The organism is Streptomyces sp. BBFR25 (genome assembly GCF_044590125.1).
Taxonomy (GTDB): Bacteria; Actinomycetota; Actinomycetes; order Streptomycetales; family Streptomycetaceae; genus Streptomyces; species Streptomyces canus_D.
Map to the genome: position 1 here is coordinate 3167357 of NZ_CP172447.1, position 25034 is coordinate 3192390.

The window sequence follows — 25034 nt, forward strand, 5'->3', positions numbered from 1 at the left end:
CCATGGACCACAAGCTCTCCCCCGAACTGGAAGAACTGCGCCGCACGGTCGAGGCGTTCGCGCACGACGTGGTGGCGCCGAAGATCGGCGACTTCTACGAGCGGCACGAGTTCCCGTACGAGATCGTCCGCGAGATGGGCCGCATGGGCCTGTTCGGGCTGCCGTTCCCTGAGGAGTACGGCGGCATGGGCGGCGACTACTTCGCCCTCGGCGTGGCCCTGGAGGAGCTGGCCCGGGTCGACTCGTCGGTGGCGATCACGCTGGAGGCGGGTGTCTCGCTGGGCGCGATGCCGCTCCATCTCTTCGGCACCGAGGAGCAGAAGCGCCAGTGGCTGCCCCGCCTGTGCTCGGGCGAGATCCTGGGCGCCTTCGGCCTCACCGAGCCGGACGGCGGCAGCGACGCGGGCGCGACCCGTACGACGGCCCGCCTGGACGAGGCCACGAACGAGTGGGTGATCAACGGCACCAAGTGCTTCATCACCAACTCCGGCACGGACATCACGGGCCTGGTGACGGTCACGGCGGTCACCGGCCGCAAGCCGGACGGCCGCCCGCTGATCTCGTCGATCATCGTCCCGTCGGGCACCCCGGGCTTCACGGTGGCCGCCCCGTACTCGAAGGTCGGCTGGAACGCCTCGGACACCCGTGAGCTGTCCTTCGCCGACGTCCGGGTCCCGGCGGCGAACCTGCTGGGCGAACTGGGGCGCGGCTACGCGCAGTTCCTGCGCATCCTGGACGAGGGCCGCATCGCCATCGCCGCGCTGGGCACGGGGCTCGCGCAGGGCTGTGTGGACGAGTCGGTCGCCTACGCGAAGGAACGTCACGCCTTCGGCAAGCCCATCGGCGCCAACCAGGCCATCCAGTTCAAGATCGCCGACATGGAGATGAAGGCCCACACGGCCCGGCTCGCCTGGCGGGACGCGGCCTCGCGGCTGGTGGCGGGGGAGCCGTTCAAGAAGGAGGCGGCGCTGGCGAAGCTGTACTCGTCGACGGTCGCGGTGGACAACGCCCGGGACGCCACCCAGATCCACGGCGGCTACGGCTTCATGAACGAGTACCCGGTGGCCCGCATGTGGCGGGACGCGAAGATCCTGGAGATCGGCGAGGGCACCAGCGAGGTCCAGCGGATGCTGATCGCACGGGAGTTGGGGCTGGTGAGCTGAGGCTCGGGCGGCCGGGGGCGGGGCCGTGCGCGGGCCCCGCCCCTGGACAAGATCTGAGGTTAGGCTAACCTACCTTCGAATTGTCCCGCAGGGCACGACGCTCCGCACCGTTCGAAGGCAGCCACCACCATGTCCAACGCCAGCGCTACCCACCCGACCCGCCGCGGAATCCTCGCCGCAGGCGGCGCCCTCGGCCTCGGCGCCGTGCTCGCGGCCTGCGGCGACGGCGACAAGGACAGCGGCGGGACGAGCGAGGGCGCCGCCAAGTCCGGCCCCTGGTCCTTCAAGGACGACCGCGGCACGACCGTGAAGCTGGACAAGGTGCCGACGAACATCGTCGCCTTCACCGGCGTCGCCGCCGCCCTCTTCGACTACGGCGTCCAGGTCAAGGGCGTCTTCGGCCCGACCACCACCAAGGACGGCAAGCCCGACGTGCAGGCCGGCGACCTGGACGTGGACAAGGTCACCGTCCTCGGCAACGAGTGGGGCAAGCTCAACGTCGAGAAGTACGCCTCCCTCGCCCCCGAGGTGCTCATCACCACGACCTTCGACACCGCGGGCACCCTGTGGTCCGTCCCGGAGGAGTCGAAGGACAAGATCGCCAAGCTCGCCCCGAGCGTGGCCGTCTCCGTCTTCGACCGCCAGCTCACCCAGCCGCTCCAGCGCATGTGGGAGCTGGCCGAGTCGCTCGGCGCGGACATGAAGGCCAAGAAGGTCACCGACGCCAAGGCCGCCTTCGACAAGGCCGCCGCCCGGCTGCGCGCCGCCGCCAAGGCCAGGCCCGAGATCCGGGTGCTGGCCGGCTCCGCGAGCCCCGACCTGTTCTACGTCTCCGGCACCAACCTCTCGGTGGACCTGGAGTACTTCAAGGCCCTCGGCGTGAACTTCGTCGAGCCCTCCGAGGCGGCCAAGAAGGCGACCGGCGGCTGGTTCGAGTCCCTGAGCTGGGAGAACGTCGACAAGTACCCGGCCGACGTCATCATCATGGACGACCGCGCCTCGACCATCCAGCCCGCCGACATCACCGAGGGCACCTGGAAGCAGCTCCCCGCGGTCAAGGCCGGCCAGGTCATCGCCCGCTCCCCCGAGCCGATCCTGTCCTACGACAAGTGCACCCCCCTGCTGGACAACCTGGCCGAGGCGATCGAGAACGCCAAGAAGGTCGGCTGACCCTCCCCCCTTCTCCGGAGCCCCCCATGACGACGGCCGTAGCCGCCCCGTTCCGTTTCTTCTCCCTCCAAGTCGTACGGACGAGGCGGCTCGGCCCGTCCCTGGCCCGGGTCACCTTCGCCGGGCCCGACCTGCGCGCCTTCCACTCCGACGGCCTCGACCAGTCGCTGTCGCTGTTCCTGCCGCACCCGGGGCAGACGGAGCCCGCCGTGCCGGTGGAGCTGGGCGACGGCTGGTGGCAGGGCTGGCGGGAACTGCCGGACGACGTGCGGGCGGTGATGCGCTCGTACACGCTGCGGGCACTGCGCCGGGACGCCGACGGGCACACCGCCGAGGTCGACGTCGACTTCGTCCTGCACGGCGTCGAACCGGGGGCGGGGATCGACGCCGGTCCCGCCGCCCGCTGGGCCGCCGGCGCCACCCCCGGCGACCGGGTGCTGCTGCTCGGCCCGGCGGTCGCCGACAACCGGGCGATCCGCTTCCGGCCGCCCGAGGACACCGACCTGGTGGTGATCTGGGGCGACGAGACCGCCGTACCGGCCGCCTGCGCGATCGTGGAGGCACTGCCGGCCGGCACCCGCGCCCGGGTCTGGCTGGAGGTGCCGCACGCCGACGATGTGCAGGACCTCCGGACGGCCGCGGACGCCGAGGTCACCTGGCTGGTCAGGGACGCCGGCGGCGGCCCCGGGGCGGCCCTCGCCACCCTCCGCGACGCACAACTCCCGCCCGCCGCGCACCCCTACGTCTGGATCGCGGGCGAGTCCGGGTGCGTCAAGGAGCTGCGGCGGCACTTCGTGGGCGAGCGCGGCATCGACCGCCGACGCGTCACCTTCGTCGGCTACTGGCGCCGCGGCCTGACGGAGGAACAACTCCGCGAGCAGGGCTGACGTCCGACCCCTGGGGCCACCGTGACGGCAGTCACCCAAAGGCACGCGTTTGATCGAATCAACTTAGGTTAGGCTAACCTAAGTCGAAGCGAGGGTTCCGCCCTCTCCGCCCCTCTCGGACCGTCCCCACCGGAGGACCCCCACATGCGCTCGCACCTGCTCAACGACGCCACCGCGGAGCAGTACCGCCGCTCCGTGACCGAAGGAGTCGAGCGGGTGGCCGCCAGAATCGCCACCACCGACCGCCCGTTCACCGGTGTCACGGTCGACGCCCTCTCCCCCCGTATCGACGGGATCGACCTCGACAAGCCGCTGCACGACACGGCCGCGGTCCTCGACGAGCTGGAGGACGTCTACCTGCGCGACGCCGTCTACTTCCACCACCCCCGCTACCTCGCCCACCTCAACTGCCCGGTCGTCATACCGGCGGTGCTCGGCGAGGCGGTCCTGTCCGCCGTCAACTCCTCCCTGGACACCTGGGACCAGTCCGCGGGCGGCACGCTCATCGAGCGCAAGCTGATCGACTGGACCTGCGCCCGCATCGGCCTCGGCCCGGCGGCCGACGGCGTGTTCACCTCCGGCGGCACCCAGTCCAACCTCCAGGCGCTGCTGCTCGCCCGCGAGGAGGCGAAGGCCGAGTCCCTCGCCGACCTGCGCATCTTCGCCTCCGAGGTCAGCCACTTCAGCGTGAAGAAGTCCGCGAAACTGCTCGGCCTCGGCCCCGACGCCGTCGTGTCGATCCCCGTCGACCACGACAAGCGCATGCAGACCGTCGCCCTCGCCCGTGAGCTGGAGCGCTGTGCGCAGGACGGCCTGGTCCCCATGGCCGTCGTCGCCACCGGCGGCACCACCGACTTCGGCTCGATCGACCCGCTGCCGGAGATCGCCGGGCTGTGCGAGCAGTACGGCGTGTGGATGCACGTCGACGCGGCCTACGGCTGCGGACTGCTCGCCTCCCTGAAGTACCGGCACCGCATCGACGGCATCGAGCGCGCCGACTCGGTCACCGTGGACTACCACAAGTCCTTCTTCCAGCCCGTGAGTTCCTCCGCGGTGCTGGTCCGGGACGCGGCCACGCTGCGCCACGCCACCTACCACGCGGAGTACCTCAACCCGCGCCGCATGGTGCAGGAACGTATCCCCAACCAGGTGGACAAGTCCCTGCAGACCACCCGCCGCTTCGACGCGCTCAAGCTGTGGATGACGCTGCGCGTGATGGGCGCCGACGGCATCGGGCAGCTCTTCGACGAGGTCTGCGACCTGGCCGCCGAGGGCTGGAAACTGCTCGCCGCCGACCCGCGCTTCGACGTGGTCGTCGAGCCGTCGCTCTCCACCCTGGTCTTCCGCCACATCCCGGCGGCCGTCACCGACCCCGCCGAGATCGACCGCGCCAACCTGTACGCCCGCAAGGCCCTGTTCGCCTCCGGCGACGCCGTGGTCGCGGGCACCAAGGTGGCCGGTCGCCACTACCTGAAGTTCACCCTGCTCAACCCCGAGACGACCACGGCCGACATCGCCGCCGTCCTCGACCTGATCGCCGGCCACGCCGAGCAGTACCTGGGAGACTCCCTTGACCGCGCTTCCTGAAGCCAGCGCCCCGTACGACTTCGTGGGCATCGGCCTCGGCCCCTTCAACCTCGGCCTCGCCTGCCTCACCGAGCCCATCGCCGAGCTGAACGGCGTCTTCCTGGAGTCCAAGCCGGACTTCGAGTGGCACGCCGGCATGTTCCTGGACGGCGCCCACCTCCAGACCCCGTTCATGTCGGACCTGGTCACGCTCGCCGACCCGACCTCGCCGTACTCCTTCCTCAACTACCTGAAGGAGAAGGGCCGGCTGTACTCGTTCTACATCCGGGAGAACTTCTACCCCCTGCGCGTCGAGTACGACGACTACTGCCGCTGGGCCGCGCACCAGTTGCGCAGCGTCCGCTTCTCGACCACGGTCACCGAGGTCACCTACGACGAGCGCGAGGAGCTGTACACCGTCGCCACCACCTCCGGCGACACCTACCGCGCCCGCCGCCTCGTCCTCGGCACCGGCACCCCGCCGCACATCCCGGACGCCTGCCGGGGCCTGGCGGGCGACTTCCTCCACAACTCCCGGTACGTGCGGCACCGGGCGGAGCTGGTGAAGAAGAAGTCGATCACGCTGGTCGGCAGCGGCCAGTCCGCCGCCGAGATCTACCTGGACCTGCTGGGCGAGATCGACGTCCACGGCTACCGGCTGAACTGGGTGACCCGCTCCCCGCGCTTCTTCCCCCTCGAATACACCAAGCTGACGCTGGAGATGACCTCCCCGGAGTACGTGGACTACTACCACGCGCTGCCCGAGGACACCCGCTACCGCCTCACGGCCGAGCAGAAGGGCCTCTTCAAGGGCATCGACGGCGACCTGATCAACGAGATCTTCGACCTGCTCTACCAGAAGAAGCTCGCCGGTCCGGTCCCCACCCGCCTGCTCACCAACTCGGCGCTGACCGAGGCCCGTTACGCGGACGGCACCTACACGCTCGGCTTCCGCCAGGAGGAGCAGGGCAAGGACTTCGAGATCGAGACCGAGGGCCTGGTCCTCGCCACCGGCTACCGGTACGCCGAGCCGGAGTTCCTCAAGCCCGTCCGTGACCGGCTGCGCTACGACTCCCGGGGCAACTTCGACATAGGCCGCAACTACGCGGTCGACGTCACGGGAGGCGGCGTGTTCCTGCAGAACGCGGGAGTCCACGCACACAGCGTCACCAGCCCCGACCTGGGCATGGGCGCCTACCGCAACAGCTGCATCGTCCGGGAGCTGCTCGGCCGCGAGTACTACCCGGTCGAGAAGACCATCGCGTTTCAGGAGTTCTCCGTATGACCTTCACGTTCCGCCCCCTCGACCCGCTGAAGGACGCCGAGCTCCTGCACACCTGGGTCACCCACCCCAAGGCCGCCTTCTGGATGATGCAGGACGCGAAACTGGAGGACGTCGAGCGCGCGTACATGGAGATGGCCGCCGACGAGCACCACCACGCCCTGCTGGGCCTGCGGGACGGCGAGCCCGCCTTTCTGATGGAGAAGTACGACCCCGCCCACCGCGAACTGGTGGGCCTGTACGAGCCGCAGCCCGGGGACGTCGGCATGCACTTCCTCACGCCGCCGACGGACAGGCCGGTGCACGGCTTCACCCGCTCCGTGATCACCGCCGTCATGGCGCACCTCTTCGAGGACCCGGCCACCCGGCGGGTGGTCGTCGAACCAGACGTCCACAACAAGGCCGTCCACGCCCTGAACGAGGCCGTCGGCTTCGTGGCGGAGCGCGAGATCCAGAAGCCGGAGAAGAAGGCGCTGCTGAGCTTCTGCACCCGGGAGCAGTTCTTCGCCGCGACGGCGGTGTCCGCATGAGCCTCGCCGACGCCGTGGCCCACCTGACCCCCGAACGCTGGGAGACGGCCAACCGCCTGCTGGTCCGCAAGGGCCTCGCCGAGTTCGCGCACGAGCGGCTGATCACACCGGAACGGGACGGTGACGAGTACGTCGTCCGCAGCGACGACGGCCAGACCGCGTACCGCTTCACCGCCACCGTCCGCGCCCTGGACCACTGGCAGGTGGACGCCGACTCGATCACCCGCCACCGCGAGGGCGCCGAACTGCCGATCGCCGCGCTGGACTTCTTCATCGAGCTGAAGCAGACCCTGGGCCTGAGCGACGAGATCCTCCCGGTCTACCTGGAGGAGATCTCCTCCACCCTCTCCGGGACCTGCTACAAGCTGACCAAGCCGCAGCTCACCTCCGCCGAGCTGGCGCGCAGCGACTTCCAGGCCGTCGAGACCGGCATGACCGAGGGCCACCCCTGCTTCGTCGCCAACAACGGGCGCCTCGGCTTCGGCATCCACGAGTACCTGTCGTACGCCCCCGAGACCGCGAGCCCGGTCCGGCTGGTGTGGCTGGCCGCGCACCGCTCGCGGGCGGCGTTCACGGCGGGCGTGGGCATCGAGTACGAGTCCTTCGTCCGCGACGAGCTGGGCGCGGCCACCGTCGACCGCTTCCACGGCGTGCTGCGCGAGCGCGGCCTGGACCCGGCCGACTACCTGCTCATCCCGGTCCACCCCTGGCAGTGGTGGAACAAGCTCACCGTCACCTTCGCCGCCGAGGTCGCCCGCGGGCTCCTGGTGTGCCTCGGCGAGGGCGACGACGAGTACCTGGCCCAGCAGTCGATCCGCACCTTCTTCAACGCCTCGCACCCCGAGAAGCACTACGTGAAGACGGCCCTGTCCGTCCTCAACATGGGCTTCATGCGCGGTCTGTCGGCGGCGTACATGGAGGCCACCCCGGCCATCAACGACTGGCTCGCCCGGCTGATCGAGGGCGACCCGGTGCTGAAGGCGACGGGGCTGAGCATCATCCGGGAGCGGGCGGCCGTGGGCTACCGGCACCTGGAGTACGAGCAGGCCACCGACCGCTACTCGCCCTACCGCAAGATGCTGGCGGCACTGTGGCGGGAGAGCCCGGTGCCGTCCCTCCGGGAGGGCGAGACGCTCGCCACCATGGCCTCCCTGGTCCACGTGGACCACGAGGGCGCCTCCTTCGCGGGCGCGCTGATCGAGCGGTCCGGGCTCACGCCCACCGAGTGGCTGCGGCACTACCTGCGCGCCTACTACGTCCCGCTGCTGCACAGCTTCTACGCCTACGACCTGGTGTACATGCCGCACGGCGAGAACGTGATCCTGGTGCTGGAGGACGGGGTGGTGCGGCGGGCGGTCTACAAGGACATCGCCGAGGAGATCGCGGTGATGGACCCCGACGCCGTACTGCCGCCGGAGGTCTCCCGCATCGCGGTGGACGTGCCGGACGACAAGAAGCTCCTGTCCATCTTCACGGACGTCTTCGACTGCTTCTTCCGCTTCCTCTCCGCGAACCTCGCGAGTGAGGGGTACCTGGAGGAGGACGCCTTCTGGCGGACGGTCGCGGAGGTCACCCGGGAGTACCAGGAGTCGGTGCCGGAGCTGGCCGACAAGTTCGAGCGGTACGACATGTTCGCGCCCGAGTTCGCGCTGTCCTGCCTCAACCGGCTCCAGCTGCGCGACAACCGGCAGATGGTGGACCTGGCCGACCCGTCCGGCGCGCTCCAGCTCGTCGGGAATCTGAGGAACCCCCTGGCGGGCCGGTAGCCACCGGCCCACGGACGGGCGGGCACCCCGGAGACGGTCCTCCGGGGTGCCCGTCGTGCCGTCCGGGTCAGGTCCAGGGCACCTGCGGCGAGCGGTAGTAGTCGATCCCCATCGCCTCCCAGCGCGGCGCCTGCTCGGCGAGCCGCACCTTGTAGGTGTCCCAGTCGTGCGTCGACGCCGGGGACCAGCCCAGCTCGGCGACGCCCGGCAGCCTCGGGAAGGCCATGAAGTCCAGCTGGTCCGGGTCGGACAGGGTCTCCGTCCACAGCGGGGCCTCGACCCCGCGGACCGCCTCGGCCGGGGCGCCCGGCAGATAGGCGGCCGGGTCCCAGTCGTAGGAGCGCTGCACCTCGACGTAGCCCGCCCAGGACAGGCCGAGCGGGGTGTCCTTGGTGTACTTCATGTCCAGGTACGTCCGGTCGGCCGGGGAGAGGATCAGCCCGGTGCCGTTCCTGGCGGCCTCGGCGACCTCGGCCTTCTCCGCGTCGCTGGTGCGGTCCAGGCCCCAGTACTGGACGAGCGCCCCCTCGACCGGTTCGGCGCCGGCCAGCTGGTGCCAGCCGACGACCGTCTTGCCGTACTTGGCGACGATCGGCTGCACCCGCTTCATGAACGTCACGAAGTCGGCCTTCGGCGTGGAGTGCGCCTCGTCGCCGCCGATGTGCAGGTAGCGGCCGGGGGTGAGCGCGGCGAGTTCGCCGAGGACGTCGTCCACGAAGTCGTAGGTGACGTCCTTGTCCACGCACAGCGTGCTGAAGCCGACCTTGGTGCCGGTGTAGAGCGGGGGTGCCACGCCGTCGCAGTTCAGCTCGGCGTATGAGGCGAGGGCGGCGTTGGTGTGACCGGGCATGTCGATCTCGGGCACGACCTCCAGGTGCCGGGAGGCCGCGTAGCGGACGATCTCCTTGTAGTCCGCCTTGGTGTAGTAACCGCCGGGTCCGCCGCCGACCTCGGTGGAGCCGCCGTAGGTCGCCAGGCGCGGCCAGGAGTCGATGGCGAGGCGCCAGCCCTGGTCGTCGCTGAGGTGCAGGTGGAGCTTGTTGTACTTGTAGAGGGCGACGCGGTCGATGTAGCGCTTGACCTCGTCGACGCTGAAGAAGTGCCGGGAGACGTCGAGCATGGCGCTGCGCCAGGCGTAGCGCGGGGTGTCCTCGATGGTGCCGCCCGCGACCAGCCAGGGGCCGGGCTGCGCGGTGTCCTTCTCGACGGCGGCGGGCAGCAGCTGACGCAGGGTCTGGACGCCGTGGAAGAGCCCGGCGGCCTCGCGGGCGGTGATGGTGACGCCGGAGCGTCCGCTGTCGAGGCGGTAGCCCTCGTCGCCGTACGGGCCCTCGGCCAGGCGCAGCCGGATGCCGCCGTGGCCGTGGGAGGTGACGGGGAGCCGGTATCCGGTGGCGGGCCGCAGGAGGTCCGCGAGGTAGTCGCCGACGCGGCGGGCCTCGCGCGAGTCGTCGACGCGGATGTGGGTGCCGCGGGTGATGCGGTACGGGGCGCCGCCGGGGTCGACCGAGGCGGGGGCCGGGATCACCCGGTCCAGGGGGGTCGGTTCCGCGGCCGTCTTCCGGTCCGGGGCGGCGCCGGTGGTCATGGCGCCGACCGCCGCCACCAGCAGCAGCGCTCCCAGCAGCCGGGTGATGCGGGGAGTCGTTCTGTGGTGCCGTCGATGAGGTCTCACGTGCGCTCCCTTCGCGAGGCGTGCAATCAGGGGTCCGAGGACGGGGGTTGGGGACGGGTGCGGACCACTCTCCCGCACCATCACCGCCCGCGGCGGCGATGAAACAATCCCCGCATGGCGGAAATCATCCAGAAGGACGGAACGTGGGTCTTCGACGGCGACGCCCTGCGGCTGACACCCGGCCGGGACAAGAACGTCAGTCTGCTCCGCAGGGAACTGGGTGAACTGCTCGTGCCGCTGGCGGCGTTGGCGGGCATATCGTTCGAGCAGGGGAAGAAGTCGGGGCGGCTCAGGCTGCGGCTGCGGGACGGCGCCGACCCCCTGCTGCACGCGACGGGCGGCCGGCTGACGGAGCCGCACGACCCGTACCAGCTCCTGGTGGAGTCCGACCGGTACGGGGTGGCCGAGTACTTCGTGGACGAGGTGCGCAACGCGCTGCTCCTCGACCAGGTCCCGTCCGGCCCGGTGGACGCCTATCTGCTGCCGGGCCCCTCGGTGCCGCTGTCGGTGTCGGCCGGGGACGCGGTCGCGAGCTTCGACGGCGAGCGGGTGCGGCTGGAGTGGAAGTGGCAGGCGGAGGACGCCAAGTCGGCCGCCGGGCCGCGCACCCTCCCGCTCGCCGACATCACCGCCGTGGAGTGGCAGCCGACGGTCGGTCTGGAGAACGGCCACCTCCGCTTCACCGTGCGGGCGGCGCCGAGCAAGGTGCCGCCGAAGTACGACCCCAACGCCGTGGAGCTGTGGGGCTTCAAGAAGGACCCGCTGATGGCCCTGGTGGCCGCGGCCGTACAGGCCCGCCTCCCGCACCCGGCCGCCCGCGCGGCCCTGGCGGACGCCCGCGCGGCCGACGAGCCCCCCGCACCCGCACCGGCCGCCGAGGACGACCACGACGCGCTGCTGCGCAGACTGCGGGAGCTGGGCGAGCTGCACCGCTCCGGGGTACTGACGGACGGGGAGTTCACCCTGGCGAAGCAGGCGGTACTGAAGCGCATGTAGTCAAGGCACCGCACAGTTTTCCGCACGCCTGCCCGATATCGGGCAGGATTCTTGCGCAAGCGTCTCTCTTACCCCAGGATCTACCGGGTGCACGACGAACTCGTTGATCATCTGACGCGGTCCACCCCCCTGAGCCGGGGCGAGGCACTGCGCGTGGTCCAGGACGTGCTCGCCTATTTCGACGAGACGACCGAGGAGTACGTCCGTCGCCGCCACCGCGAGCTCCAGGCCCAGGGCCTGGTGAACGCGGCGATCTTCGAGCGGATCGAGGCGGAACTGAAATACCGGGCGGTCGCACCCCCGGAGCTGTCGCTCCGTCAGCTGCGCCGCATCGTCTACGGCTGAGAAGCCGGCTACGGCCGAGAGGCCGAAGAGAGACACGAGGTTTACGGATACATGTGCGGAATCGTCGGATACATCGGCAAGCGTGACGTCGCGCCCCTGCTCCTCGAAGGCCTCCAGCGCCTGGAGTACCGCGGGTACGACTCGGCGGGCATCGTGGTGACCTCCCCGAAGGCGGCCGGCCTCAGGATGGTCAAGGCCAAGGGCCGGGTGCGCGACCTGGAGGCCAAGGTCCCGGCGCGCTTCAAGGGCACCACCGGCATCGCCCACACCCGCTGGGCCACCCACGGCGCCCCCTCCGACGTGAACGCCCACCCGCACATGTCGGCCGACAACAAGGTCGCCGTCGTCCACAACGGCATCATCGACAACGCCGCCGACCTGCGCCGCAAGCTGGAGGCGGACGGCGTCGAGTTCCTCTCCGAGACCGACACCGAGGTCCTCGTCCACCTCATCGCCCGCTCCGAGGCCGAGAAGCTGGAGGACAAGGTCCGCGAGACCCTGCGGGTCATCGAGGGCACGTACGGCATCGCCGTGATGCACGCCGACTTCCCCGAGCGCATCGTCGTGGCCCGCAACGGCTCGCCGGTCGTGCTCGGCATCGGCGAGAAGGAGATGTTCGTCGCCTCCGACATCGCCGCGCTGGTCGCCCACACCCGCCAGATAGTCACCCTCGACGACGGCGAGATGGCCACCCTCAAGGCCGACGACTTCCGCACGTACACCACCGAGGGCACCCGCACCACGTCCGAGCCCACCACCGTGGAGTGGGAGGCCGCCTCCTACGACATGGGTGGCCACGACACCTACATGCACAAGGAGATCCACGAGCAGGCCGAGGCCGTGGACCGCGTGCTGCGCGGCCGGATCGACGACCGCTTCTCCACCGTGCACCTCGGCGGCCTCAACCTGGACGCCCGCGACGCGCGCGCCGTGCGCCGCGTGAAGATCCTCGGCTGCGGCACCTCGTACCACGCGGGCCAGATCGGCGCCCAGATGATCGAGGAGCTGGCACGCATCCCCGCGGACGCCGAGCCCGCCTCCGAGTTCCGCTACCGCAACGCGGTCGTCGACCCCGACACCCTGTACATCGCCGTCTCCCAGTCCGGTGAGACCTACGACGTGCTGGCCGCCGTGCAGGAGCTGAAGCGCAAGGGCGCCCGGGTCCTCGGCGTCGTCAACGTGGTCGGTTCGGCGATCGCCCGCGAGGCCGACGGCGGCATGTACGTGCACGCCGGGCCCGAGGTGTGCGTCGTCTCCACCAAGTGCTTCACCAACACCTGCGTCGCCTTCGCGCTGCTCGCCCTGCACCTGGGCCGCACCCGCGACCTGTCGGTGCGCGACGGCAAGCGGATCATCGAGGGCCTGCGCAAGCTGCCGGCGCAGATCGAGGAGATGCTGAAGCAGGAGGAGGACGTCAAGAAGCTGGCCGCGCAGTACGCCGACGCCCGCTCGATGCTCTTCATCGGCCGCGTCCGGGGCTACCCGGTCGCCCGCGAGGCCTCCCTCAAGCTCAAGGAGGTCTCCTACATCCACGCCGAGGCGTACCCGGCCTCCGAGCTGAAGCACGGCCCGCTCGCCCTGATCGAGCCGGCCCTGCCGACGGTCGCGATCGTGCCGGACGACGACCTGCTGGAGAAGAACCGCGCGGCCATGGAGGAGATCAAGGCCCGCAGCGGCCAGATCCTCGCCGTCGCCCACCAGGAGCAGGAGAAGGCCGACCACACCATCGTCGTCCCGAAGAACGAGGACGAGCTGGACCCGATCCTCATGGGCATCCCGCTCCAGCTCCTCGCGTACCACACGGCCCTGGCGCTGGGCCGGGACATCGACAAGCCCCGCAACCTCGCCAAGTCGGTGACGGTGGAGTAGCCGGGCCGTCCGCGTCCGCGGCCCGTCGGGGGGTTGTCAGGGGATGACCACCACGGGCCGCTTCGCCCGCTTGGCGAGCCGGCCGGCGACGGAGCCGAAGATCCGGCCGACCAGGCCGTGGCTGGAGCCGACGACGATGGCGTCCGCCTCGTACTCCCGCCCCACCTCTTCGAGTTCGTGGCAGATGTCGCCGCCGCGCTCGACGAGGATCCAGGGCACGTCGGCGAGGTAGTCCGCGCACGCCAGCTCCAGACCGAGCACCTCGGTGCGGTGGTCGGGCACGTCGACGAAGACCGGGGGTTCGCAGCCGGCCCACACCGTGGTGGGCAGCCGGTTGGCGACATGCACGATGACCAGGCCGGAGGCCAGCCTGGAGGCCATGCCGATGGCGTAGGCGAGGGCGCGCTCGCTGGAGGTGGAGCCGTCGAAGCCGACGACGACGCCGTGCTTGAAGGCTGGATCGCACGACTGGCGTGGCTCGTCGGCCGCCAGGGGCTCGGCCGCCGTAGGTTCGGCGACGGGCCGCTTGCGGTCCGCGGGTTCGAAGAATTCGTGACCGGCCATGGCTGTCTCGGCGTTTTTATCCTCTATGGGGGACAACAGTGTGCGGCGGAGCTGTGTCCGGGAATGGTCTTCCCAACCCCATACCCCCAAGGGTACGGCGGCACGCCTCCTTCGCCCAGATCCCGCGGAGGGTCCCCCGCAGGATTCACCGGAGCATGCCCGAGAGGGTGCCCGTAACGCAATGGTTGCTGCTCTGTACAGGCGGTTTGCTCAGGATTCAACTGTCCGTGACCGGTCGTGACCGACGGGCCGCGCGGGCGTTGATCTCCATGCCGCCATCCCAGGGAGCACCCGTGCCAGGACCGCACCGCCGCGCCGAACCGACGTCCGGCCCCTCCGGCCGGGACGGCGTCACCGATCTCGTCCGCTGGGCGGCGTTCAGTTGCTTTCTCGTCCCCGTCGCGCTCCTCTGGTACGGGGCCTCGTTCGCGGGTGCCGTCGGCACGGCCTTCGGCCTGGCCGCCGTGACCGGCGTCTGCCGTCTGCTGCTGCGGCGTTCCGAGCGCGTCGCGGCCCGGCCGCGGGTCCGCAGGGGCGGGCGCCACGCGGGGGAAAACACACCGGTCGACTGACCGGTTTCCGCGCACCGTTCCGCTTCTTTTCAGCCAACTTCCGCAGGTGGCGCATCTGCACCCCTCACCACCCCCAAACCCCCGTTCCACCTGCACGGAAAGGGTCTCGGGACCCCTCCGCACCCTACGTGGATTGGCCACTGACACAAGGCGCACTTCCCAGGGGCTCCCCGGAGTGCAACGCTTCGTGATCGACTGCTTCACGCCAAGTTGCCATGTCGACAATGTCCCAAGTGCCGAACCAGCCACCTCGGCGCGGCGGGACACAGTAGATTCGATCTTGACCGTCTACGGCGGGGGACTCGTGCAGGACCGAGGGGAAACGTGTTGGAGCGACAGACCCGAAGGGTGAAGGGCGCCGCGACCACCGAGGGGGGCTTAGCAGTATGAGCCACGACTCCGCTGCCGCGCCGGAAGCCGCGGCCCGGAAGCTTTCCGGGCGACGCCGCAAGGAGATCGTCGCGGTGCTGCTGTTCAGCGGCGGCCCCATCTTCGAGAGTTCCATACCGCTGTCGGTGTTCGGGATCGACCGCCAGGACGCCGGCGTGCCGCGCTACCGGTTGCTGGTGTGCGCCGGTGAGGAGGGCCCGCTGCGGACCACGGGGGGCCTGGAACTCACCGCGCCGCAGGGGCTGGAGGCGATCTCGCGCGCGGGCACGGTCGTCGTACCCGCCTGGCGTTCGATCACCTCGCCACCGCCGGAGGAGGCGCTCGACGCGCTGCGCCGGGCGCACGAGGAGGGGGCACGCATAGTCGGACTGTGCACGGGCGCCTTCGTCCTCGCGGCGGCCGGCCTGCTGGACGGCCGCCCCGCCACCACACACTGGATGTACGCGCCGACGCTGGCCAAGCGCTATCCGTCGGTGCACGTCGATCCGCGCGAACTGTTCGTGGACGACGGCGACGTGCTGACGTCCGCGGGCACCGCGGCCGGGATCGACCTGTGCCTGCACATCGTGCGCACGGACCACGGCAACGAGGCGGCCGGCGCGCTGGCCCGCCGGCTGGTGGTCCCCCCGCGCCGCAGCGGCGGCCAGGAGCGCTACCTCGACCGGTCTTTACCGGAGGAGATCGGCGCCGACCCGCTCGCCGAGGTCGTCGCCTGGGCACTGGAGCACCTCCACGAGCAGTTCGACGTGGAGACGCTGGCCGCGCGCGCCTACATGAGCCGCCGCACCTTCGACCGCCGGTTCCGCTCGCTGACCGGCAGCGCCCCGCTCCAGTGGCTGATCACCCAGCGGGTCCTCCAGGCGCAGCGCCTGCTGGAGACGTCGGACTACTCGGTGGACGAGGTCGCGGGCCGCTGCGGCTTCCGCTCGCCGGTCGCCCTGCGCGGCCACTTCCGCCGCCAGCTGGGCTCGTCCCCGGCCGCCTACCGGGCGGCCTACCGGGCCCGCCGCCCCCAGAGCGAGCGCCAGCCCGACCCGGACACCGCGGGCGCCTCCCGGCCCCTGCCCCCGTCCGACCCACCGGCTGCCCTCCCCCCGGAGAACGCGGTCCCGTTCCAGACCCGCCGCACCGCCACCCCCATGCCGGCGGGCGCGGCCGGAGTCCCGGGCCAGCGCAGCGCGCCGTGAGGTGAGGTGCCGCAACACCCGAAACGCCGGACGGGAGCTCCCAGCCCGTCCGGCGTTCACGTCCGACGCCGGGCAGGGGCAACTCAGCCCGTCCGGCGTTCACGTCCGACGCCGGGCAGGGGCAACTCAGCCCGTCCGGCGTTTGAGGACGAGGCCCGTTCAGGGCCGAAGCGGGGGCCTGGGGGCGGCAGCCCCCAGCAGGCCCGGCACGGACGCCGGGGACCACATGAACAGGCGCCCCCCGTACAGTGGCCGCATGAACGATCGCATGGTGTGGATCGACTGCGAGATGACCGGCCTCTCGCTGTCCGACGACGCGCTCATCGAGGTTGCCGCCCTCGTCACCGACTCCGAGCTGAACATCCTCGGCGAGGGCGTCGACATCGTCATCCGCCCGCCGGACCGGGCCCTGGAGACGATGCCGGAGGTGGTGCGTGAGATGCACACCGCGTCCGGACTCCTCGCCGAGCTGGACGGCGGCACGACCCTGGCGGACGCCGAGGCCCAGGTCCTGGCGTACGTGCGGGAGCACGTGAAGGAGCCCGGCAAGGCCCCGCTGTGCGGCAACTCCGTCGGCACCGACCGCGGCTTCCTGCTGCGGGACATGGCGACGCTGGAGGGCTACCTCCACTACCGGATCGTCGACGTCTCCTCGATCAAGGAGCTGGCCCGCCGCTGGTACCCGCGGGCGTACTTCAACAGCCCCGAGAAGAACGGCAACCACCGGGCGCTCGCCGACATCCGCGAGTCCATCGCCGAACTGCGCTACTACCGGGAGGCGGTCTTCGTCCCGCAGCCCGGCCCCGACTCCGACACGGCCAGGGCGATCGCCGCGAAGCACGTCGTGTCCGCCGGTTAGGGGCGCGGGTCCGCCGGGCGGCGGCCTCCGGAAAGCCGGGCGCGAGCACCCCTTCGGACCCTGTACACTTTTTCTCAGCCGGTCGGGAAACCCCGCCACGCGGGATTTCGAGCACCGGCCTTGGTGGGTGTAGCTCAGCTGGTAGAGCACCTGGTTGTGGTCCAGGATGCCGCGGGTTCAAGTCCCGTCACTCACCCTGAGTAATCAGCCGGTGGCTCTCGCGAGAGCCACCGGCTGATTGCGTGAGAGCACTCACCACACGCGCACGGGGCGCCGTACGGGGGCCGCACACCCCGGCGCGCGGCCCCCGTACGGCGTCAGGAAGACCTGCGCTCCACCAGCTCCGTCGCCAGCACCACCTGGTGCCGTTCCAGTCCCCGTGAGACGGCCGGGCGGCGGTCGGCGATCTCGGTCAGCAGCAGGTCGATCATCGCGCGGCCCATCTCCTCTATGGGCTGGCGCACGCTGGTCAGCGGCGGCTCCATGTGGCGGGCGATGGCCGAGTCGTCGTAGCCGACCAGCGCCACGTCGTCCGGGATGCTCCGGCCCGCCTCGCGCAGGACCTGGCTCGCGCCCGCCGCGGTGACGTCCGAGGCGGCGAAGACCGCGTCCACGTCGGGGTGGCGGCGCAGCAGCTGAGCCATCGCGCGGCGTCCGCCCTCCTCGGTGAAGTCGCCCGGTTCGATCAGCCCCTCGTCCACCTCGTGGCCCGCCCCCCGCAGGGCGTCGCGGTAGCCGTCGACGCGTCGCTGGGCGCCGTAGACGGCGAGGTGACCGGTGATGTGGGCGATGCGGCCGCGGCCGCGGGAGAGCAGGTGCTCGACGGCCGACCGGGCGCCGCCGTAGTTGTCCGAGTCCACCGACGCCAGCGGTTCCGCGGCCGAGCGCGGGCCGCTGATCACCGCGGGGATCTCCAGCTGGGTCAGCAGGTCGGGCAGCGGGTCGTCGGCGTGCACCGACACCAGCAGGACGCCGTCCACCCGGTGCGCCGCGAGGTACTGGGCGAGCCGCTCCCGCTCCCGGTCGCTGCCCGCGAATATCAGCAGCAGCTGCATCTCGGTGTCGGACAGCTCGGCGCCGACGCCCTTCAGCATGTCCGAGAAGTAGGGCTCCGCGAAGAACCGGGTCTCCGGTTCCGGCACCACCAGGGCGATCGCGTCCGTGCGGTTGGCCGCCAGCGCACGGGCCGCCGTGTTCGGGACGTAACCCAGCTCCGCGACCGCCGCCTCGACGGCCGCCCGGGTCGCGTCGCTGACCCGCGGGGAGCCGTTGATCACGCGGGAGACCGTGCCGCGGCCGACGCCCGCGCGGGCCGCGACCTCTTCGAGGGTGGGCCGGCCACCGCTCCGACCACGCACTCCGTGGCTTGCCATCGGCTCCGCCTCCCGTCGTCACCCCCGCACTCTGCGGCTGGCCTGGAATTTAACAGGCCGGTCGGGTGTAATGACCGACTCCGGTCCCTCCCCCGTCGCGCGGGGGCGTCTCCGCGCCGCTCGCAACGTCCAGTTAACAGGCCGATAACTGAACGCATTTCGTCGCGTCCGCTCCCTTGACACCCCCGCCCGGACCGACGACTCTTCAACACATCACTTGTGGGAGCGCTCCCACACTACCTGGCACATACACATCCCGCACGTTCCCCGCCCGAGCCGCAGCGACGAACGAAACACATGAAGCAGCGGGTCCAACCATGTAGTTGGCCGGGGGGTCGGCACGTCAGGGCAACAGGAGGACGCAATGCGAGCAGCACGCAGAGGATCGGCCCGCAGGGTGGTGGTCATGGCGGCCATCGCGTCGCTGGGCGCCGGGCTGCTGGCCGGCTGTGCCGACGACGGGAACGACGAGGACAGCTCGTCGTCGGGCGACAGCAGCGGCAAGACCACCATCACCCTCGGTCTGTTCGGGACGATGGGCTTCAAGGAAGCCGGTCTCTACGACGAGTACGAGAAGCTCAACCCGGACATCAACATCGAGGAGAACGTCACCGAGCGGAACGAGAACTACTACCCCGCTCTGGTCAACCACCTCACCACCAACAGCGGCCTCCAGGACGTGCAGGCGATAGAGGTCGGCAACATCGCCGAGGTAGTCGCCACCCAGGCGGACAAGTTCGAGGACATGTCCAAGGCCGCGGGCGTCCAGAAGAGCAATTGGCTCGACTGGAAGTGGCAGCAGGCCACCACCAAGGACGGCGCCACGATCGGCCTGGGCACCGACATCGGTCCGATGGCCATCTGCTACCGCAAGGACCTGTTCGAGAAGGCCGGCCTGCCGACCGACCGCGAAGAGGTCTCCAAGCTGTGGGCCGGGGACTGGAACAAGTTCATCGAGGCCGGCGAGAAGTACAAGAAGGGTGCCGGCAAGGACACCTACTTCATGGACTCCCCCGGCGGCCTGATCAACGCCGTCCTCAGCAGTGAGGACGAGAAGTTCTACGACGCCTCCGGCAAGGTCATCTACAAGACCAACCCGGCCGTCAAGGACGCCTTCGACCTGACCGCCGAGGCGGCCGAGAAGGGGCTGGTCCAGTCGCAGACGCAGTTCCAGCCGGCCTGGGACCAGACCATCTCCAACAGCCTGTTCGCCACCGTCGCCTGCCCGCCGTGGATGCTCGGCACCATCAAGGCCAAGTCCCAGCCGGACTCCGCCGGCAAGTGGGACGTCGCCCAGGCCCCGAAGGCCGGCAACTGGGGCGGCACCTTCCTGGGTGTGCCCAAGGGCGGCAAGCACGTGAAGGAGGCGCAGAAGCTGGTGACCTGGCTGACCGCGCCCGAGCAGCAGGCCAAGCTCTTCTCCAAGATGGGCAGCTTCCCGAGCGCGCCCGCCGCGTACAAGCTCCCCCAGGTGACCGGCGGCAAGAACGACATGACCGGTGACGCGCCGATCGGCGAGCTGTTCGCCAAGGCCGCCGAGCAGATCCCGACCCAGGTGATCGGCCCGAAGGACCAGATCGTCCAGCAGGGTCTGACGGACAACGGCGTCATCCTCGTCACCCAGGGCAAGTCCGCCAAGGAAGCCTGGGACAACGCCGTGAAGACCATCGACAACAACCTGGAGAAGTGACCGGAATGACCACCCGGCACGACACCGCCGCGTCCCCCGTCAAGGGGGGCGCGGCCCCGGGCCGCCCGCCCGGCACCAGGGCGTCCGCCGAGGCGGACCGCAAGAGGCGGGCGAAACTCTCCCGCCGCTGGCAGCGGGACATGCGCTGGAGCCCCTACGCGTTCGTCTCGCCGTTCTTCCTGCTCTTCCTCGCCTTCGGCCTGTTCCCGCTGATCTACACCGGCTGGGCCTCGCTGCACACGGTGGAGCTGACCGCGCCCACCGACATGAAGTGGACGGGGCTGGACAACTACACCCGCATCTTCGACGACGAGTTCTTCTGGAACGCCGCGAAGAACACGCTGTGGATCGGCATCATCTCCACGGTGCCGCAGCTGCTGATGGCGATGGGCCTGGCGCACATCCTCAACTACAAGCTGCGTGCCTCGACCTTCTACCGGGTCGTCATGCTGGCCCCGTACGCGACGTCGATCGCCGCGGCCTCGCTGGTCTTCGTCCTGCTCTTCGGCCGTGACTACGGCATGATCAACTGGGTCCTCGACCTGGTGGGCCTGGACAAGATCGACTGGCAGAACGGCTCGTGGGCGTCCAAGTTCGCCGTGTCCACGATCGTCATCTGGCGCTGGACCGGCTACAACGCGCTGATCTACCTGGCCGCGATGCAGGCGATCCCGCAGGACCTGTACGAGTCGGCTGCGCTGGACGGCGCCAGCCGCTGGCGGCAGTTCATCCACGTCACGCTCCCCTCGCTGCGTCCGACGATCCTGTTCACGGTCGTCGTGTCGACCATCGGCGCCTCGCAGGTCTTCGGCGAGCCGCTGCTGTTCGACGCCAACAAGGGAGCCTCGGGCGGCTCCCAGCACCAGTTCCAGACGCTCGGCCTGTACCTGTACGAGCAGGGCTGGGTCAACCAGCACCTGGGCCGCGCCTCCGCGATCGCCTGGGCGATGTTCCTGATCCTCATCGTGATCGGGATTCTCAACGCCGTCATCTCGCGCCGGCTGCGCGCCAGTAGTTAAGGAGAACCGGCCGTGACGACGACCATGACGAAACCCCCGGCCGACGCGGCACCCGAGCCGTCCCGGCGGGGCCGACGACGTCCCAAGGCGGCACGGGCGGGCGGCACGCTGCACGCCGGGCCGATCGCCTACATCATCCTCGCCCTGTTCACCATCGGCTCGCTCTTCCCCCTGGTGTGGACGGCGATCGCCGCCTCGCGCGACAACCAGCGGCTCGCCCAGACGCCGCCGCCGTTCTGGTTCGGCGGCAACCTGTTCGACAAGCTCGAGATCGCCTGGAACGACGCCAACCTCGGCGAGGCGTTCCTGAACACCACCATCGTGGCCGGGATCTCGGCGTTCACCATCGTCTTCCTGTCGACGATCGCCGGGTTCGCCTTCGCCAAGCTGCGCTTCCGCGGCCGCAACGCGCTGATGCTGATCGTCATCGGCACGATGATGGTGCCGCCGCAGCTGAGCATCATCCCGCTGTACATGATGGTCGCGAAGCTGGACTGGTCCGACCAGCTCCAGGCGGTGATCCTGCCGTCCCTGGTGAACGCGTTCGGCGTCTTCTTCATGCGGCAGTACCTGCTCCAGGCGCTGCCCGACGAGATCATCGAGGCCGCGCGCGTGGACGGTGCCAGCAGCTGGCGCGTGATCTGGCACGTGGTGTTCCCGGCGGCGCGGCCCGCGATGGCCGTGCTCGGCATGCTGATGTTCGTGCAGTCCTGGAACGACTTCCTGTGGCCGTTCCTGGTGCTGACGCAGAACGGCAGTCCGACCGTGCAGGTCGCCCTCGCCGGCCTGGGCCGCGGCTACACCCCGGACCAGTCCCTGATCATGGCCGGCGCGCTGCTCGGCACGCTGCCGCTGCTCCTGGTGTTCGCGATCTTCGGCAAGCAGATCGTGGGCGGCATCATGCAGGGCGCCGTCAAGGGATGACCTCCGTCCCGGGGGCCGGGCCAGCGCCGTCCCGGCCCCGCCTTCCCCCCTCGTACCTCCACGTGTCGGTCGTCCACGAACCGACCCGCCACGACCCGCAATGGGAGCGCTTCCATGCCTGAGTCCGCAACACCGGTGACCCCGGTGACCTTCCCCCCCTCCTTCCTCTGGGGCGCCGCCACCTCGGCGTACCAGATCGAGGGCGCGGTGCGGGAGGACGGCCGTACCCCCTCGATCTGGGACACCTTCAGCCACACGCCCGGGAAGACGGCCGGCGGGGACACCGGGGACGTGGCTGTCGACCACTACCACCGCTACCGCGACGACGTGGCGCTGATGAAGGACCTGGGCCTCGGCGGCTACCGCTTCTCGGTGTCCTGGACCCGGGTGCAGCCGACCGGCCGCGGCCCCGCCGTCCAGCGCGGCCTGGACTTCTACCGCCGCCTGGTGGACGAGCTGCTGGCCGCCGGGATCAAGCCGGCCGTCACCCTCTACCACTGGGACCTGCCGCAGGAGCTGGAGGACGCGGGCGGCTGGCCCGAGCGGGACACGGCGTACCGGTTCGCCGAGTACGCGCAGATCGTCGGCGAGGCGCTCGGCGACCGGGTGGAGCAGTGGATCACGCTGAACGAGCCGTGGTGCGCCGCCTTCCTGGGCTACGCCTCCGGTGTGCACGCCCCCGGCCGCACCGACCCGGCGGCCTCGCTGCGCGCCGCGCACCACCTGAACCTGGCGCACGGGCTCAGCACGGTCGCGCTGCGCTCGGTGATGCCGGCCCGCAACTCGGTGGCGATCAGCCTCAACACGTCCGTCGTACGGCCGCTGTCGCAGACCCCGGCGGACCTGGCGGCGGCCCGGAAGATCGACGACCTGTCCGGCGGGATCTTCCACGGCCCGATCCTGCACGGCGCCTACCCGGCCTCGCTCCTGGAGGCCACCGCGCCGGTGACGGACTGGTCCTACGTCCAGGACGGCGACCTGGGCCAGATCCGCCAGCCGATCGACGCGATCTGCCTCAACTACTACACGCCCACGGTGGTGTCGGCGGCCGACGCCGACTCGCGTGCGCCGCGCGCCGACGGCCACGGCGCCAGCGACCACTCGCCGTGGCCCGCCGCGGACGACGTGGCGTTCCACCAGCCGCCGGGCGAGCGCACGGAGATGGGCTGGACCGTCGACCCGTCCGGCCTGCACGAGCTGATCATGCGGTACAGCCGGGAGGCTCCCGGCATGCCGCTGTACATCAGCGAGAACGGCGCGGCCTACGACGACAAGCCCGGCGCGGACGGCTCGGTGCACGACCCCGACCGGGTCGCCTACCTGAACGGCCACCTCACCGCGGTCCGGCAGGCCATCGCCGACGGCGCCGACGTCCGGGGCTACTACCTGTGGTCCCTGCTGGACAACTTCGAGTGGGCGTACGGCTACGAGAAGCGCTTCGGCGCGGTGTACGTCGACTACGCCTCCCAGCAGCGCACCCCGAAGTCGAGCGCCCTGTGGTACGGCCGGGCGGCCCGCACGGGGACGCTGCCGCCGCTGGACGCGGTCGAGTAGCCCCTCCGGGGAGCGAAACGGGGGACGGAAGCGGGGCGCGGCATCCTACGGGGGGATGCCGCGCCCCGCTCGTAGGGCCGGTGTGGGGCCCGGCCCTACGGGGAGGAGCCCGGCCTACTCGTAGGCCGCGAACGCCTTGGCGAAGGCGTTCGGCTCCTGGTCCACTGAACTGCAGGTGGCGTCGGCCGAGGGCTTCGGGCCGCCGGGGCAGGCCTTGTCGCGGGTCGCGGACCACATGGACAGGGCGCCCAGGCCCTTGGACCGGGCGAACTCCACCAGCTGGGTGGCGTCGTCGACCTGGAAGACCTCACTGACGACGTCGTTGACGCCGATCATCGGGGTGACGGCGACCGTCTTCCAGGCGTCCGCGTCGGACAGGCCGAGGACGCCCTTGACCTGGGCCTGGGTGGCGGTGGCGGCCTGCTCGGCGTAGGTGCCCATGTCGCCGCTGTACGCGGGGCCGTAGTCCATCGCCATGATGTTGACGGCGCCGATGTCCACACCGTTCTTCTTCGCGTCGGCGAGGAGGTCCACGCCCGCCTGGGTGAGGCCCTCGGGCATCACCGGCAGGGTGAAGGAGACGTCCAGGCCGGGGTGCTCCTTCTGGAGCGCGGCGATCGCCTGGGCGCGGCGGGTGTTGGCGGCCGTGTCGGGCAGTGCGCCGCCCTCGACGTCGAAGTCGACCTTGGTGAGCCCGTAGGCGTCGACGACCTTGCCGTACGCCGCCGCCAGCGCGTCGGCCGACGTGCAGGTCGTGCCCAGTTCGGAGCCGGAGGCGCCGCCGAAGGAGACCCGGACGTCGCCGCCCTGCGCGCGCAGGGCGCCTATCTGGTTCGCGACCGCGTCGCCGCCGAGGTCGGTGACGCCGCCCCACTTCGGGGTGCAGCCGCCGCCGTCGGTGACGAAGGCGAGGTTGTACTCCTTGACGCCGGTCGCCTCGGCGTGCGCGAGCAGGTCGAAGGCCGGGTAGAGCGAGGTGTCGACGTACGGCGCGAAACCGGCGCCCGCCGCGGTGCCGTCGCCCGGGGTGCCGGTGGGCGCCGGGGTGGTGGCGGTGTCGGTCGGGGTCGGCTCGGCGGTGTCGGTCGCCGTGGGGGTGGGGGTCGGCGTGGGCGTCGGGGCCGGGGGCTCGGTGGGGCGGCCGCTGGGCTCGGGGGTGGCGCCGTCGTCGGTCGAGCACGCGGCGTCGTCGACCAGGCAACCGGTCGGGTCGGCGGTGCCGTTGACGACGAAGCCGACCGTGACGGACTCGCCGGGCTTCAGCCCGTCCGTGTCCCACGCGGGCGGGGTCACGGTGACGTGCTGCCCGTCGGTCTTCGACTCGGCGTTCCACAGGGAGCCGAGCTTCGCGCCGGAGGGCAGGTCGAACTCCAGGGTCCAGTCGGCCTTCGCCTGCCCGGTGTTGTTGGTGACGACGTACTGGGCGGTGTAACCCGTCGACCACTCGCTGGTCTTCGTGTACGCGGCGCCGACCGAGGCCGCCTGGGCGGTGCTGGTGAACAGCAGCGCCCCGCCACCGGCCACGGCCGCCGCGACGAGGGCGCCGATCGCCTTGTTCCTGCCACTGACCTTGCGTCGGTGCGTGCGCATCACGTGCCTGCCTTCGCTGTTCACGGTGCCCCCGGCGGGAGGGCCGACGGGGGCGAGGTGGGG

The 25034-nt window shown here is 70.7% G+C and carries 21 protein-coding genes and 1 tRNA gene; 18 read left to right on the top strand and 4 right to left on the bottom strand.

The window, feature by feature from the left end; translation table 11 throughout:
• The first annotated feature begins 2 nt into the window (after positions 1-2).
• The 7 genes from ACGH52_RS14295 (at position 3) to desD (ending at position 8364) form a co-directional block, all read left to right on the top strand.
• On the top strand, positions 3-1163 hold the full coding sequence (locus ACGH52_RS14295) for an acyl-CoA dehydrogenase family protein (RefSeq protein WP_076974675.1): 1161 nt from the start codon (positions 3-5) through the stop codon (positions 1161-1163).
• Positions 1164-1292: 129 nt separating this feature from the next.
• Positions 1293-2333 (top strand): siderophore-binding protein DesE, encoded by a 1041-nt coding sequence (gene desE, locus ACGH52_RS14300; RefSeq protein ID WP_121702376.1) that lies wholly within the window; start codon positions 1293-1295, stop codon positions 2331-2333.
• A 26-nt stretch (positions 2334-2359) separates the two neighbouring features.
• Positions 2360-3220: a siderophore-interacting protein gene (locus ACGH52_RS14305; protein ID WP_121702377.1), complete on the top strand. Its 861-nt coding sequence runs from the start codon at positions 2360-2362 to the stop codon at positions 3218-3220.
• A 144-nt stretch (positions 3221-3364) separates the two neighbouring features.
• Positions 3365-4807: a lysine decarboxylase DesA gene (gene desA / locus ACGH52_RS14310; RefSeq protein WP_121702378.1), complete on the top strand. Its 1443-nt coding sequence runs from the start codon at positions 3365-3367 to the stop codon at positions 4805-4807.
• The gene (locus ACGH52_RS14315) at positions 4791-6071 is read left to right on the top strand and encodes a lysine N(6)-hydroxylase/L-ornithine N(5)-oxygenase family protein (RefSeq protein WP_059300522.1); all 1281 of its coding nucleotides are present in this window, start codon (positions 4791-4793) and stop codon (positions 6069-6071) included. Before desA ends, ACGH52_RS14315 begins: the two co-directional genes overlap by 17 nt.
• Positions 6068-6598: a GNAT family N-acetyltransferase gene (locus tag ACGH52_RS14320; protein WP_059300523.1), complete on the top strand. Its 531-nt coding sequence runs from the start codon at positions 6068-6070 to the stop codon at positions 6596-6598. The genes ACGH52_RS14315 and ACGH52_RS14320 overlap by 4 nt, the downstream gene beginning before the upstream one ends.
• Entirely contained in the window at positions 6595-8364 is a 1770-nt protein-coding gene (gene desD, locus ACGH52_RS14325; RefSeq protein ID WP_399939551.1) for a desferrioxamine E synthetase DesD, read from the top strand. Before ACGH52_RS14320 ends, desD begins: the two co-directional genes overlap by 4 nt.
• 67 nt (positions 8365-8431) lie before the next feature.
• Here the strand turns inward: desD and ACGH52_RS14330 are convergent, their stop codons facing one another.
• Entirely contained in the window at positions 8432-10039 is a 1608-nt protein-coding gene (locus tag ACGH52_RS14330; protein ID WP_059300525.1) for a beta-N-acetylhexosaminidase, read from the bottom strand.
• 114 nt (positions 10040-10153) lie between these two features.
• Here ACGH52_RS14330 and ACGH52_RS14335 point away from each other — a divergent pair, with 114 nt between their 5' ends.
• The 3 genes from ACGH52_RS14335 to glmS all read left to right on the top strand — a co-directional run bounded on the left by ACGH52_RS14335 (position 10154) and on the right by glmS (position 13249).
• A complete protein-coding gene (locus ACGH52_RS14335; RefSeq protein WP_399939554.1) occupies positions 10154-11035 on the top strand; it encodes a DUF4429 domain-containing protein in 882 nt (293 codons plus the stop codon).
• A gap of 87 nt (positions 11036-11122) precedes the next feature.
• Positions 11123-11380 carry a hypothetical protein gene (locus ACGH52_RS14340; protein WP_121702382.1) on the top strand — a complete coding sequence of 86 codons (258 nt, stop codon included), beginning with the start codon at positions 11123-11125 and terminating at the stop codon, positions 11378-11380.
• 51 nt (positions 11381-11431) lie between these two features.
• Positions 11432-13249: a glutamine--fructose-6-phosphate transaminase (isomerizing) gene (gene glmS / locus ACGH52_RS14345; RefSeq protein WP_076974461.1), complete on the top strand. Its 1818-nt coding sequence runs from the start codon at positions 11432-11434 to the stop codon at positions 13247-13249.
• Positions 13250-13285: 36 nt separating this feature from the next.
• Here the strand turns inward: glmS and ACGH52_RS14350 are convergent, their stop codons facing one another.
• The gene (locus ACGH52_RS14350; RefSeq protein ID WP_059300528.1) at positions 13286-13813 is read right to left on the bottom strand and encodes a universal stress protein; all 528 of its coding nucleotides are present in this window, start codon (positions 13811-13813) and stop codon (positions 13286-13288) included.
• 293 nt (positions 13814-14106) lie between these two features.
• Between ACGH52_RS14350 and ACGH52_RS14355 the strand changes: the two genes are divergently transcribed.
• The 4 genes from ACGH52_RS14355 (at position 14107) to ACGH52_RS14370 (ending at position 17017) form a co-directional block, all read left to right on the top strand.
• Positions 14107-14385: a hypothetical protein gene (locus ACGH52_RS14355; RefSeq protein WP_193777645.1), complete on the top strand. Its 279-nt coding sequence runs from the start codon at positions 14107-14109 to the stop codon at positions 14383-14385.
• 386 nt (positions 14386-14771) lie between these two features.
• Complete coding sequence (locus tag ACGH52_RS14360) at positions 14772-15962, top strand: helix-turn-helix domain-containing protein (protein ID WP_059300530.1); 1191 nt, start codon at positions 14772-14774, stop codon at positions 15960-15962.
• A gap of 256 nt (positions 15963-16218) precedes the next feature.
• Positions 16219-16821 (top strand): oligoribonuclease, encoded by a 603-nt coding sequence (orn, locus tag ACGH52_RS14365; RefSeq protein WP_059300531.1) that lies wholly within the window; start codon positions 16219-16221, stop codon positions 16819-16821.
• A gap of 123 nt (positions 16822-16944) precedes the next feature.
• A tRNA-His gene (locus ACGH52_RS14370) sits at positions 16945-17017 on the top strand.
• A 121-nt stretch (positions 17018-17138) separates the two neighbouring features.
• Here the strand turns inward: ACGH52_RS14370 and ACGH52_RS14375 are convergent.
• A complete protein-coding gene (locus ACGH52_RS14375) occupies positions 17139-18194 on the bottom strand; it encodes a LacI family DNA-binding transcriptional regulator (protein ID WP_059300532.1) in 1056 nt (351 codons plus the stop codon).
• A gap of 364 nt (positions 18195-18558) precedes the next feature.
• On the opposite strand from ACGH52_RS14375, the gene ACGH52_RS14380 reads away from it, so the two are divergent.
• The 4 genes from ACGH52_RS14380 (at position 18559) to ACGH52_RS14395 (ending at position 23381) form a co-directional block, all read left to right on the top strand.
• Positions 18559-19884: an ABC transporter substrate-binding protein gene (locus tag ACGH52_RS14380; RefSeq protein WP_059300533.1), complete on the top strand. Its 1326-nt coding sequence runs from the start codon at positions 18559-18561 to the stop codon at positions 19882-19884.
• A 5-nt stretch (positions 19885-19889) separates the two neighbouring features.
• Complete coding sequence (locus ACGH52_RS14385) at positions 19890-20903, top strand: carbohydrate ABC transporter permease (RefSeq protein WP_121700924.1); 1014 nt, start codon at positions 19890-19892, stop codon at positions 20901-20903.
• Between the two features lie 12 nt (positions 20904-20915).
• A complete protein-coding gene (locus ACGH52_RS14390) occupies positions 20916-21827 on the top strand; it encodes a carbohydrate ABC transporter permease (protein WP_059300535.1) in 912 nt (303 codons plus the stop codon).
• A gap of 114 nt (positions 21828-21941) precedes the next feature.
• Entirely contained in the window at positions 21942-23381 is a 1440-nt protein-coding gene (locus ACGH52_RS14395) for a GH1 family beta-glucosidase (protein WP_076974465.1), read from the top strand.
• Positions 23382-23495: 114 nt separating this feature from the next.
• Here the strand turns inward: ACGH52_RS14395 and ACGH52_RS14400 are convergent, their stop codons facing one another.
• A complete protein-coding gene (locus tag ACGH52_RS14400; protein WP_399939562.1) occupies positions 23496-24971 on the bottom strand; it encodes a cellulose binding domain-containing protein in 1476 nt (491 codons plus the stop codon).
• Positions 24972-25034 lie beyond the last annotated feature (63 nt).